The 11,104-nt window shown below is 44.7% G+C and carries 11 protein-coding genes and 1 rRNA gene; 8 read left to right on the top strand and 4 right to left on the bottom strand.

What is annotated here, in order from left to right:
* Nucleotides 1-78 (top strand): 5S ribosomal RNA (gene rrf / locus K6Y21_RS21490); the annotation flags it as partial.
* A 258-nt stretch (nt 79-336) separates the two neighbouring features.
* Here the strand turns inward: rrf and K6Y21_RS17045 are convergent.
* Nucleotides 337-1,230 (bottom strand): AraC family transcriptional regulator, encoded by an 894-nt coding sequence (locus tag K6Y21_RS17045; RefSeq protein ID WP_233073098.1) that lies wholly within the window; start codon nt 1,228-1,230, stop codon nt 337-339.
* Between the two features lie 148 nt (nt 1,231-1,378).
* On the opposite strand from K6Y21_RS17045, the gene K6Y21_RS17040 reads away from it, so the two are divergent.
* The 6 genes from K6Y21_RS17040 to K6Y21_RS17015 all read left to right on the top strand — a co-directional run bounded on the left by K6Y21_RS17040 (nt 1,379) and on the right by K6Y21_RS17015 (nt 9,002).
* Nucleotides 1,379-2,527, top strand: coding sequence for an iron-containing alcohol dehydrogenase (locus tag K6Y21_RS17040; RefSeq protein WP_233073097.1), 1,149 nt, complete (start codon nt 1,379-1,381; stop codon nt 2,525-2,527).
* A gap of 262 nt (nt 2,528-2,789) precedes the next feature.
* Entirely contained in the window at nt 2,790-3,167 is a 378-nt protein-coding gene (locus K6Y21_RS17035; RefSeq protein WP_233073096.1) for a hypothetical protein, read from the top strand.
* Between the two features lie 279 nt (nt 3,168-3,446).
* A complete protein-coding gene (locus K6Y21_RS17030; RefSeq protein WP_233073095.1) occupies nt 3,447-5,441 on the top strand; it encodes a DUF2298 domain-containing protein in 1,995 nt (664 codons plus the stop codon).
* 2 nt (nt 5,442-5,443) lie between these two features.
* On the top strand, nt 5,444-7,516 hold the full coding sequence (locus K6Y21_RS17025) for a DUF2298 domain-containing protein (RefSeq protein ID WP_233073094.1): 2,073 nt from the start codon (nt 5,444-5,446) through the stop codon (nt 7,514-7,516).
* Nucleotides 7,517-7,570: 54 nt separating this feature from the next.
* Nucleotides 7,571-8,608, top strand: a complete 1,038-nt coding sequence (locus K6Y21_RS17020; RefSeq protein ID WP_233073093.1) for a glycosyltransferase family 2 protein — start codon at nt 7,571-7,573, stop codon at nt 8,606-8,608.
* Nucleotides 8,601-9,002 (top strand): GtrA family protein, encoded by a 402-nt coding sequence (locus tag K6Y21_RS17015; protein WP_233073092.1) that lies wholly within the window; start codon nt 8,601-8,603, stop codon nt 9,000-9,002. Before K6Y21_RS17020 ends, K6Y21_RS17015 begins: the two co-directional genes overlap by 8 nt.
* Before the next feature lie 84 nt (nt 9,003-9,086).
* Here K6Y21_RS17015 and K6Y21_RS17010 read toward each other — a convergent pair whose 3' ends face one another.
* Together K6Y21_RS17010 and K6Y21_RS17005 are read right to left on the bottom strand one after the other, a co-directional pair.
* Nucleotides 9,087-9,764, bottom strand: coding sequence for a 2OG-Fe(II) oxygenase (locus K6Y21_RS17010; RefSeq protein WP_233073091.1), 678 nt, complete (start codon nt 9,762-9,764; stop codon nt 9,087-9,089).
* Nucleotides 9,765-9,898: 134 nt separating this feature from the next.
* Entirely contained in the window at nt 9,899-10,255 is a 357-nt protein-coding gene (locus K6Y21_RS17005; RefSeq protein WP_233073090.1) for a HopJ type III effector protein, read from the bottom strand.
* A 112-nt stretch (nt 10,256-10,367) separates the two neighbouring features.
* On the opposite strand from K6Y21_RS17005, the gene K6Y21_RS17000 reads away from it, so the two are divergent.
* Complete coding sequence (locus tag K6Y21_RS17000) at nt 10,368-10,697, top strand: hypothetical protein (RefSeq protein ID WP_233073089.1); 330 nt, start codon at nt 10,368-10,370, stop codon at nt 10,695-10,697.
* A 10-nt stretch (nt 10,698-10,707) separates the two neighbouring features.
* Here the strand turns inward: K6Y21_RS17000 and K6Y21_RS16995 are convergent, their stop codons facing one another.
* Entirely contained in the window at nt 10,708-10,884 is a 177-nt protein-coding gene (locus K6Y21_RS16995; protein WP_233073088.1) for a hypothetical protein, read from the bottom strand.
* Between the last annotated feature and the right edge of the window lie 220 nt (nt 10,885-11,104).

Below are 11,104 nucleotides of genomic sequence, written 5' to 3'. Positions count from 1 at the left end.
GCCGAACTCAGAAGTGAAACGCAGCAGCGCCGATGGTAGTGTGGGGCTTCCCCATGTGAGAGTAGGACACCGCCAAGCTCCAAACAAGAAAGCCCGAGTCTAACGACTTGGGCTTTTTTACATCTGCTGAAAGCAACATCCCTCCTAAAAGGCCAGCAACAAAGCAGAGTAGGGCACCCCTCTTATCATGCTCCCACACTAAACCTGAGTTGAATGACTTGGGCTTATTTACGTCTGCTGAAAGCAACATCTCTCCTTAAAGACCAGCAACAAAGCAGAGTAGGGCACCCCTCTAATCTTACTCCCACACTAAATCTGAGTTGAGTAACTCAGGCCTTACAGGGTATTGACAGCCTGTTTCGGGGTCGTTTTAAAGTGGCGTTTAAATTCCCTACTGAATTGTGAAGAGCTTGTGTAGCCAACTAATTCTGCAACATCATTAATGCGCTTTCCTTCTTTCACAATAAGATCTTTAGCCTTATCAAGCCTGACTTTTTTAAGGTATTGCAGTGGTGATTCTAGGGTTACTTGACGAAAGGCACGATGAAATGAAGACAAACTCATATTGGCTGTTTTTGCGAGTTGTTCAACGGAGATTTGGTCTGGGTAATGCTGATGGAGCCAGTTTAATGTTTGGGCGATGCGGGCATAATGGCTATCCTGATTGACCAATTCATATAGCACCCTACCTTGTTTCTGAATGAGGATGCGATAAACAATTTCGGTGATAATGCTATCCCCTAAAATGTTTGCCTCGGCCTCATCTAGCATGGCTTCCAGTAAGCGTGTTACGGCTTGCTCTAATGATGGAGCCATTTTGCTTGCGACTAAGCCACATTCCGGCGCTGTACTGTCGGAAAAACAATCAAATTGCCTTAGTTGACCGGCAACCTGCGCAAGTCGTTGAGGATCAATGTCGATGGCTATACCAAGTAAGGGTTCATCTTGTTGCCCCCAAGCTTCACATTCAAGGGGGAGAGGTACGCCGAGAACCAGATAATCACCAGGCCCATAACTAAATGTTTGCTCCGATAGGTGTACCCGCTTCTGCCCTTGGCCCATGATAATAATACCGGATTGGTATACCAGTGACTGGCGTTCACTTTGGGTATCACTACGGTAGAACCAGACGCCATTAATATTGGCTTGATGGAGCCCATTTAAGTGATCGAGTTTTTGCTGCTGGCAGTATCGTTTCATTAAAGCGGTAAACGGGTGTGATGGAGTCATGGCCTTACTCGTTTTACGTTAAAAACCGTTATTGGCATAAATAGGCATATTTTATCCAGTAATTCACCTATTTTATGATAAGTATGGGTACTAATATGCAGTGGTAGTTCGTTGCTTTTAGATTAACCATAAATTTGAGAGGAAGCTAATGCAATTTACTTATCACAATCCAACCAAGATTTTTTTCGGACAAGGGCAGATTCATTCTGTTTCGCAAGCCATCCAAAAAGGCATGAAAGTGCTATTTCTTTATGGTGGAGGTTCGATTAAAGCAAATGGCGTTTATCAACAAGTTTTGGCAGCCTTAGCTGAACATGATGTGATTGAATTTTCGGGAGTTGAGCCTAATCCAACGGTCGAGACCTTAGATCGAGCGGTTGAGTTAGTGAAAGATCAGAATATCGATTTTATTCTCGCGGTCGGGGGAGGCTCTGTTATCGATGGTGCTAAGTATGTTGCCGCTGCGGCCTTATACGCGGGAAATGGTTGGGACATATTAACGGGCCAGCATCAAGTGACTCAGGCCTTACCAATCGGCGCCGTGTTAACCTTGCCCGCGACGGGCTCTGAATCAAACATGGGCTCAGTGATCACTAAGGCAGCCACTCAGGACAAGCTCGCCTTCCTTTCCCCTGCTGTTCAACCTGCATTTGCGGTTATGGACCCAGACGTGATGAAAAGCTTACCTGAAAGGCAACTGATCAATGGCTTAGTGGATGCTTGGGTGCATACCTGTGAGCAATACCTGACTAAGCCTACTGGGGCGTTGGTGCAAGATGGTTATGCCGAAGTGTTACTGAACAGTTTAAAAACCTTAGGTGAGCAATTTGCTGAGCGAGACAATGACAGCTGGCGTGCAAACTTGATGTGGACCGCTAATCAGGCGCTTAATGGTTTGATTGGTTCAGGTGTGCCACAAGACTGGGCTACACACATGATAGGTCATGAATTGACTGCCTTATACGGTGTCGATCATGCCCGCTCGCTAGCCATAGTGCAACCTTGGCTGTTGCGTAATCAGATTGAATGCAAGCGGGCTAAGTTAGCGCAAATGGGACGTCATGTATTCAAGCTTGAAGAAAGTGAAGATCTGGCAGAGCAGACGATAGCGGCTATTGAGTCTTTCTATCATAGCCTAGGTGTTGCGACCCAGTTAGACAAATATGGCGATGACAAAGCCGCTGCTATTTCCGCCATTGTTAACCAATTAAAGCAACATAATATGGTTGTCTTAGGGGAAAACCAAGGTATCACGTTAGACACTAGCCGAGCGATCCTAGAGCAGGCATTGAAGTAATTTTAGGCAACGGGCGGAAACGATTCCGCCCACGTTTAGCGCAAAAATAGTTGTTGATAGTCATTAAAATAAATAATTTAGTCATTTAATTCTCATTCCACAGCTAAATTAGATCCAGCCAACATTTTTTTTACAATCCATCAGGCACAATTCACCGTATATCTGTTTAATGTTTGAGCAGATATTCTCTGCACGGACGTAGAGAGCAAACACAAATAGTTAAAATTAATTATATTCAATTGTTTACTAGAGGGATCTTGTAATGATTTTTTACTTCGCCATATTTAGTTTGCTGGGAGTAACGTTAGCGTTGCTTTACAAGCAACGCCGCGCTGATGTACGACTGGTTAAAAGCATGATCGCCAGTCAAACCTTTTACTTAAACCATTCTCCCATCAATGGCACTAACCATTCTCCCATCAATGGCACTAACCTTTCTTTGGTTTCCGTCATTCGCAGTACGCCCAAGTATAAAGTCGGCCTAGAAACACATTTTACGATTTACTGTTTCGAGAAAGATGTGCAAAAGCCGCTATGTATTACCTTAGAGTTAGTTCATAACAAGCTTAAGAAAGCAGAGATCCGCCAATCTAAGGGGTTACAGTTGCAAAACGTAATGGACAACCTGGTCTTAGATTGAATGGTTAGGGTAAAGGAGTGCTAAAGGGCTGCCATTGGGTGGCCTTTTTTGTTGCTGAATAGGGTTATTCATTTAATCAGTTTTTCGAGTGACTACGTCATCATGCCATTATTCCTGTTGGTATAGGGTTATTTTGCTAAATAGGTCGAAGAACCAAGCCATTTTGTTTGTTAAACTCAACCCTCTCCTGAGACAAGGATAGTAGCAGGGGCTTGCTTAATTGGCTGAGGTAGGCCCAAGCTAATTTAACATTTTGCATTATCATGGAAGAACAAGGCTATGAGTCTGATATTTTTAGCAATGACCTTGCTAATTCTCTGCGTCAATTTGTCTGCCGTTGCGGTGGTTGGACAGCGCTTCGTTGGCAGTTATGCCGTCAGTAAACTTGCTGGTACGTTACTATTTTGTCTGCTTCTATTCTTTATTGAGCACTACATCGGCCTAGGTAACTTAAGCTGGCTTTGGCCTTTAACGACTATCTTATCTGTATGGGTGCTATATCAGGCTAACGCCTCCTTTCGCCAAGGGTGGTGGAAGAGTGAATTAGTTTTCATTGTTGGTCTTGGTTATGGCTTATTTTGGAAAATGGCCTTTCCCGATATCGATGGTGGTTCAGAAGCCCTAACAGACCTGTCTTTTGTTAGTAACTACATGGCGGGCACTCAGTTACCCCCTGTTGACAATTGGTTACCCGGCTACACGTTTAATTTTTACTATGGTTTCCAACATTACAGCGCCGCTTTATTAGGGCGAATTCTAAACTTGAGTGTTGGCCATAGTTATAATTTCGCCTCTGCATTGGTCATGGCTTTTATCTTTAGCTTAGTTTGGGCGATCGCAAGCACTTGGTGTAAGAACAAATACCTTAAACTCGTTTTACTCTTGGCGGTTGTTGCTGGCGGCACAGGCGTGTCACCCTTTGTTCCGTTTATGTATGATTACCCAGAAAATCAGGCTCGCTTTGCGGCTCAAAGTAAGCTTTGGGCCAGTGTGCGTTACATAGGTATGTACGATGAGCGCGTAAACACCGATTTTGGTAAGGAGTATTTTGGTGTCGCGCCTAGCACGAATTTGGAGATGCCGCTGGAGACCATAGGTTATCTTACCTTTCAAGGTGATTATCACCCCCCTCTTGGCAGTTTTACTCTGCTATTACTGGCGTTAGCCTGTATTTTTCAATTAGAAAAAATCCGAACCACATTAGCACAACAGCGCTGGTTGACGGGGATTTTAGTGGCCACTGGCCCGCTCATGCTGATAACCAATACCTGGGTGGTACCGTTGCAAGCGCTGTTGGTGTTTTCGTGGCTCGGATACCGAGCCATCTGTGGTCGCTCACTCTGTCTTAAATCTGTTATTGCCGGTGGTATGGCGCCATTGATTTTGGCGTACCCTTTCTTGTTCGAATTTACCAGTAATGCACTGAGTACGCCGATTAAGTGGGTTGGCGCCGATCAACATGTTAACTTTACCCAGTGGTTGCTTATTCTATGGCCGGTGTTAATGCTGTGGCTTCTGGCTGCTGGGTTAGTAAAAAAATTACCACTCGCTGCATTTATCATGGTGATTAGTGGCGTATGTTTAGGCTTATCCGAGCTCATCATCATTGATGATCCCATGGGTGGGGTGTTCGATCGCTTTAATACCATTTTAAAGTGGTGGTCTTGGATCCAAGTATTAATGCTGGTTGGCTTATGCGGGGTGTTATTTGCCAAGCAAGCGGGTTGGTTACGTTGGTTAACGCTTATTCCATTAGTTGCTTTATCGAGTTATAGCGTGACGTTAGTGGAATATTTCTCTGTCGCGGATAAGTCTTCCTTTGGTAAGTTACATGGTCACCATTGGTTGACTAAGCACCCCGAAAACCGTCAGATACTGACTTACTTAAAAAATGCGCCTGCCGGTGTGGTGCTGGAGCGCCTTGATCGTATGGCTTATTCGTCAACGTCCGCGATGGCCTTATTTGCGGATAAGCCTTCCTTCACGGGTTGGCCGTCTCACCAAAAACAATGGCGTAGTAACGCTGACTTTATTTATCAACGTGGTTTACAAGCTCAGCAATTGTTTAAAGGTCAATTGGATGATCCGTTAACTTGGCTGGCGAAGCATCAGATTCAATACATAGTGTGGCGTCAGGATGATTACAATGCAGATCGCCAAGGCTGGCTTAATGTTCAGCAAAAGATTGCGCGAGATTACATTTGGTTACCGTTTAAAGAGCATGGCGATTTAAGGCTAGGTATTTGGCAGCGTAAAGAACAAGGAAGTTATTAATCATGCATTTTATTTACTTGGCTCTCACCTTAGCCATTATTTGGCTCAATTTGGCTGGCCTCACCTTATTCTGTCGTCGTTGGTTGCCTAACTTTGCGCTCGCCCGTGCATTGGGGATTTTGTTATTCGCATTAGTGTTCTTTTTTATCGAGCACTTTGTTGGCTTGGGTGGCTTAAATTGGTTGTGGCCACTGACTTCTTTGGCAAGTGCTTACTTACTCTACCAGCGCCAAGGAGACCTCAAAGCCAGTGGGTTTTGGGGAGCTGAGCTGGTATTTGGTTTGGCCTTTCTATACGCCTTTATCTGGCGTTTTTCGCTGCCCGCCATTAATGTCAGCTCAGAGCGGATAACGGATCTCTATTTTATTAGTAATTATATGAATGGGGCGACCTTACCGCCGGATGACAATTGGTATGCGCCGCATAAGTTTGACTTTTATTATGCTTTTCAGCATTACCTTGGTGCGCTGATTGGTCGTATTTTTAGTCTGGACGTGGGCACGACCTACAACTTATCATTTTGTATCTTGATGGCGCTGCCCATCACGTTAGCTTGGTATTTGGCTGGGCACTTTGTTAAATCAACTTGGCTCAAGCTCTTATTAGTCGCTACCTTAGCATTTGGTGGCACCGGCTTATCGCCGTTGTTGCATCTGGTTTATAAGCAACCTAGCGAGCCGCAAATATTACAAGCGGAACACATCGATAAAGCGTCTGAGCAAGATATTCGCAATGCAGAAAATAGCTATCGCCATCAGGTCTCTAATCATGCCTTTATGAATTTGGTTCGTGGTGCTCGTTTTACCGGATCCCACGATGAGAAGGCCCATCAAGGCGGTGACAAAACCAACGCTGAAATGGCTGAGCTGCTGTTCCCAATTAATAAACCCAATCCTCAATTTGAGCTAAGGGTGTTGCCATTGGAAAACTATGGCTACCAGTTCTTTGTTGGTGATTATCACCCGCCCATCGGCGGCTTTTTGATTCTATTGATCACCTTAGTGCTCATTATGTCGATTCAGGCTCAGCAGGCCGTGCGTTTGTGTACTGCTATGTTAGGTGCAACGGTGCCTTTGATGCTGATAACGAATACCTGGGTCTTTCCGCTACAAGGGTTTTTGCTATGTGGTTGGTTAGCGTTAACTTATTGGCAAAAGCAAAAGCCTGATTGGCTGGCCTTGATAGGTGGTGGCTTGTTAGCCGGTTTATTGGTGTACCCTTTCTTAATTGGCTTTACCAGTGGCGGGGTATCAACGCCTGTTAAGCTAGTGACGGGTGATGACCATACCCCGTGGGCACGATTTGTGGGCATGCAATGGCCCATTTTAGCGCTAATGTTACTCGCCTTGTTTGACCGTAAATGGCGACAATTAGCGGCCGCGTTTGTGATTACCTTTGGTCTGCTGTTATTAATCAGTGAAATGATCTATATCGACGATCCGACCGGCGGCAAATTTATTCGCACCAACACCGTGATGAAATGGTGGGGTTGGATTTATGTGGGCGCCTTAGTGTTATTTGGTGCGATTTGTTTAGGTGCACAAAAAATTTGGATCAAGGCATCGGCCATTATGGTGCTATTGATTACCTCTACCGCAGGTATCGATGTGGTTAACTACCTCACTCATGCGAACAAGGCGCACATGGGCAAACTTCAAGGGCATGAGTGGTTTACTGGCAACCCTGCAAATCGTGATATGTTCGCTTTTCTCAAACAAGCGCCTCGCGGTATTGTATTAGAAAATGTTCCAAACAATGCGTACATGCACTCTAGCGTGTTTGCTATCTTCAATGACAAGCCTGCATTAATGGGCTGGCCATCGCACTTGCGCACCTGGCATGGCGAAGTGCCACAAGTTTGGAAAATGACGGAACAAATCCGTAGCTTTTATGCCGGCAACTTAGGCAGTAGTCGTGATTGGCTGCGAGCTCATCGGGTTGAGTATATTGTGTTTGATGCGGGTAAACAGCAACAATGGCAAGCCATCAATGAGCAAATTAAAAGTCACTATGACTGGTTTGGCTTTAACCGCAATGGCGAGCCGCCAAAAGGTATTTGGCAACGCCGCCGCTAATAACAAAATTAACTAGGTCATCTCAAGGAAGAGAGCCAAAAACAAGGGGACACCATGGTAATTAATCCAGAACTGAGCGTTGTGGTTTGTGTATTAAATGAGGAAGAGAGTATTGATCTGTTTCTCGACACCTTAACGCCAATTTTAAAGCAATGCGTTTCATCCTATGAAATTGTGTTCGTCAATGATGGCAGTACTGACAAAACCTTTGATATTTTGCATGAAAAAGCCATGCAGCCTGATAGCCATATCCGGCTGATCAACCTATCGCGTAATTTTGGTAAAGATGTGGCGCTAACCGCGGGCTTGGATAATGTAAAAGGCCAAGCCGTGATCCCGATGGACGTTGATTTACAGGATCCACCAGAATTGATTACCGAAATGGTGGCCAAGTGGCGTCAAGGGGCTAACTCTGTGGTGGCTGTGCGCAGTGATCGCCGTGACGATAACTTTGTAAAGCGCAAAACCGCGATGGCGTTTTACCGCTTAATTGGTCGTATCAGTAAGGTGGACATACCACAAAATGCGGGCGATTTTCGCTTGATTGACCAAAAGGTGCTTGATGTGGTTCGCCGCATGCCAGAAAAAGCCCGTTTTATGAAAGGCTTATTTGCTTTTCCTGGATTTAAGACCGAGTACGTCTATTTTCATCGTCCGCAACGCGCAGCGGGTGAAACCAAGTGGAATTATTGGAAGCTATGGAATTTTGCCCTTGATGGCATTCTCGGCTTCTCGACCGCGCCATTGCGCATTTGGAGTTACTTAGGCGGGGTTGTGGCCATTATCGCCTTTATTTATATGGCGTTTACCATCTTTAAAACCTTAGTGTTAGGGGTTGATGTACCGGGTTATGCGTCGTTAATTACCCTGATCTTATTCTTTAGTGCAATCAACCTGATAGGTATAGGTATCTTAGGTGAGTATATTGGTCGTATCTTTGAAGAGGTCAAAAGTCGGCCGCTTTATGTTATCGAAGGCATTTATGATCACCGCGATCAAGTCGCGAGCGATAGCCTGGATGTGACCGCTAAGCTAAAAGATGAATCTATCGATGAGTCAAAAGATAAATCAGAAGATATAACAAATGCTTAGTCAAAAAATCAGGCTTGAACAGCTAGCTTCGTTTGCTATTGTTGGCGTGGGGGCAACCTTAACTCACGCCTTGGTATTTCATATCTTATTTGACTCAGTGGGTCTGGCGCAGCTACCTGCTAATATAGTGGGTTTTTTAGTGGCATTTACCGTGTCCTATTTAGGGCAGTTTAAATGGACCTTTAAAGCCGAGGCCGCTGCGGTGAGTTGTCAAAAAAGTGCTTTCGTACGCTTTTTCAAAACAGCGATATTTGGCTTACTACTCAATTTATTGTGGGCTTTTGTCACCATAGATTGGTTAGGGCTGCATCACTATGTGTACCTTGCTTTGCTGACTTTCGTCACGCCTGTGGTTATTTTTGCCTTAAATAAATTCTGGGTATTTAAATCGTGAGCCTGTGCCACTGCTGAAACAAGGCCATATCAATAGCCAAGCTGTTTGAGGTAGCTTGGCTATGATTAATGGATGAGCAAGGCGCTAACGTGGCGGATCCAATTTGGTGATGTTATTCACCCTAAACCACCCCGCGATGCTGTAACGGTCGCGTCGTGCGGGTAGCACTTCATGAGGAAATTCTTCACTCAGAAAAATGACCATGGTGCCGAATGTGGGAATCACCTTTTCGATGATGTCGGTTGAATGAGGATCAGCCTGCTCAGGGTAAATAACCAATTCCCCGCCATCTTCTGTTGTCCAATTGGGATTCAAATAGAACACGGTTGTGAGCACGCGATTGGCTTCACCACGAAAGGCATCAACATGTTTTTTATAGAAGGCACCAGGCTTGTAATGGGCAAAGTGGCTTTCATATGAAAACAAGCCTAAATAGAGGCGTTTGTTTAAGTAATCCTTGAGGGCTTGGTTCCACTTAAGCCAAGCCTGTTCGGCGGCTGTTTGCCCATCAATCCAATGGATCTCATCACGGCGGACAAAATCATTTTGAATATGATCTTGTTTTCGCCCTATTCCTGCACTGTTAAAGGCATTGGCTGGCATTTGTGATGCTTGGAGCAATAGGTCTTGGGTTAAGTTTGGGTAATCCAATAAGGCATCAGGAATAATGCAGTAACCTTGCTGGGTTAACGCCTGTGCTATGACTTCAAATTGTGGTGGCGTGCCATCCGATGGAGGGAGCTGGTGGATTAATGCTGACATGTAAATATTCCAAATAGGTGAAAGGACTATCTACAGCACGGAGTCAACGCAGTAAAACGAAATATTTTTGTCTTCAAGTAAAAGGCTGCTTAGAAATGAGTCGCCCAGTTGTCATCAAACTGGGCTTGATTGGGTTATTTAGCGACAAGTGGCGTTTGCTTAAATTGAATGCCATCCCAGCCATATTTTATGAAGTTACGGATGTTACCGTGGTCACTGCCTTGTGGATGTTGCAACACATCCTCACGATAAAAGCGACCAAATAGGGCTAAGGTTTGTGCCTGATCCAATTGCTGAAGCTGGGCAAACGCAAATAAGCGACAAGAGCCTTCATTGGTGCCCGCGGCATTGATGAGTTGCTCGTCACCTAAGCCATTACTGAATTCACTAGGGGTATAGTGGTAATTGTCTGCAATTATAGACATGACATCATTAAACTCTATGGTTTCCGCTTGGTGTTTTAGTTGCTCGAGAAGCTCGGTAATTGTCATACTTATCCCTATACTTTTAACTTAACGTAATGAATATCCTGTGATGCGCGACAGTTTAAGGGATGTTTTCGCCCATTTCCAACTTGCTCGCACTAAATCGAGGAGCTGCAAAATGAAAAAATGGTTATGGATTGCGCTGCTATTGCCTGGTTTAAGCTTCGCCACTCAGCTTGAGCAACTATTTACTGCACCATTAAAAGAAGAGGGGATAGATCCTTACTCTGAGGATTTGTACTTGTATTTGCGCGATGCGAATCAAGCCTATGTTACGGTGTCGGTGGAAGGGGGAGCTTTGCTGTTAATTAATGAGCAAGCCCCCACGGCCCAACAAGCGCAGGCTTTAAAAGCTGCTTTAGCTGACTTGCAGCAACAAGGGCCCATTTCGCCACAAGCCAGCCAAGCAATTGACTACATAATGAGGCTCATTGTAGAGCCAGAGTAAAAGCCATGGTTTACAGTTTTAACAGTGGCTTGCTTTGAAAATGATCCAATGCAGAACGGGTGAGATGAAAAAGCATGAACGGCAAGATGATGCCGAGCTGAAACACGAATAACAGAGGTTGCTGTAGCAGCCACAAAGTAAGAAGCATGACCGAGACTAATAAGCCTAGTGCGATAATCTCTCTCATCTTTCATTTCCTATTAAAGTGTTATAGTGATGAATTAGATAATAGAGCAATAAGTCAAAAGTGCTAATGTTTTTTTCATCTTGCGTGTGTTCTGTGATTTCCTTCATTGGCGTTAGCTGGGCACCCTCTTATTCCACCAGCTTAGAACTTTGGTTGTTGGCTTGTTTTATAAATGTCATACCGCCTTTACAATCCCTGTCTAAACTAAGGATATCTCATT

It is taken from the genome of Motilimonas eburnea (assembly GCF_021295345.1).
In the GTDB taxonomy this organism is placed as follows: domain Bacteria; phylum Pseudomonadota; class Gammaproteobacteria; order Enterobacterales; family CBDFNC01; genus Motilimonas; species Motilimonas eburnea.
This window is presented reverse-complemented; position numbering and strand designations above follow the sequence as displayed.

What these genes read in the sequence shown, in the direction of transcription:
- K6Y21_RS17045 (WP_233073098.1), bottom strand. Translation starts at nt 1,230, where the DNA reads ATGACTCCATCACACCCGTTTACCGCTTTAATGAAACGATACTGCCAG.
- K6Y21_RS17040 (WP_233073097.1), top strand. Translation starts at nt 1,379, where the DNA reads ATGCAATTTACTTATCACAATCCAACCAAGATTTTTTTCGGACAAGGG.
- K6Y21_RS17035 (WP_233073096.1), top strand. Translation starts at nt 2,790, where the DNA reads ATGATTTTTTACTTCGCCATATTTAGTTTGCTGGGAGTAACGTTAGCG.
- K6Y21_RS17030 (WP_233073095.1), top strand. Translation starts at nt 3,447, where the DNA reads ATGAGTCTGATATTTTTAGCAATGACCTTGCTAATTCTCTGCGTCAAT.
- K6Y21_RS17025 (WP_233073094.1), top strand. Translation starts at nt 5,444, where the DNA reads ATGCATTTTATTTACTTGGCTCTCACCTTAGCCATTATTTGGCTCAAT.
- K6Y21_RS17020 (WP_233073093.1), top strand. Translation starts at nt 7,571, where the DNA reads ATGGTAATTAATCCAGAACTGAGCGTTGTGGTTTGTGTATTAAATGAG.
- K6Y21_RS17015 (WP_233073092.1), top strand. Translation starts at nt 8,601, where the DNA reads ATGCTTAGTCAAAAAATCAGGCTTGAACAGCTAGCTTCGTTTGCTATT.
- K6Y21_RS17010 (WP_233073091.1), bottom strand. Translation starts at nt 9,764, where the DNA reads ATGTCAGCATTAATCCACCAGCTCCCTCCATCGGATGGCACGCCACCA.
- K6Y21_RS17005 (WP_233073090.1), bottom strand. Translation starts at nt 10,255, where the DNA reads ATGACAATTACCGAGCTTCTCGAGCAACTAAAACACCAAGCGGAAACC.
- K6Y21_RS17000 (WP_233073089.1), top strand. Translation starts at nt 10,368, where the DNA reads ATGAAAAAATGGTTATGGATTGCGCTGCTATTGCCTGGTTTAAGCTTC.
- K6Y21_RS16995 (WP_233073088.1), bottom strand. Translation starts at nt 10,884, where the DNA reads ATGAGAGAGATTATCGCACTAGGCTTATTAGTCTCGGTCATGCTTCTT.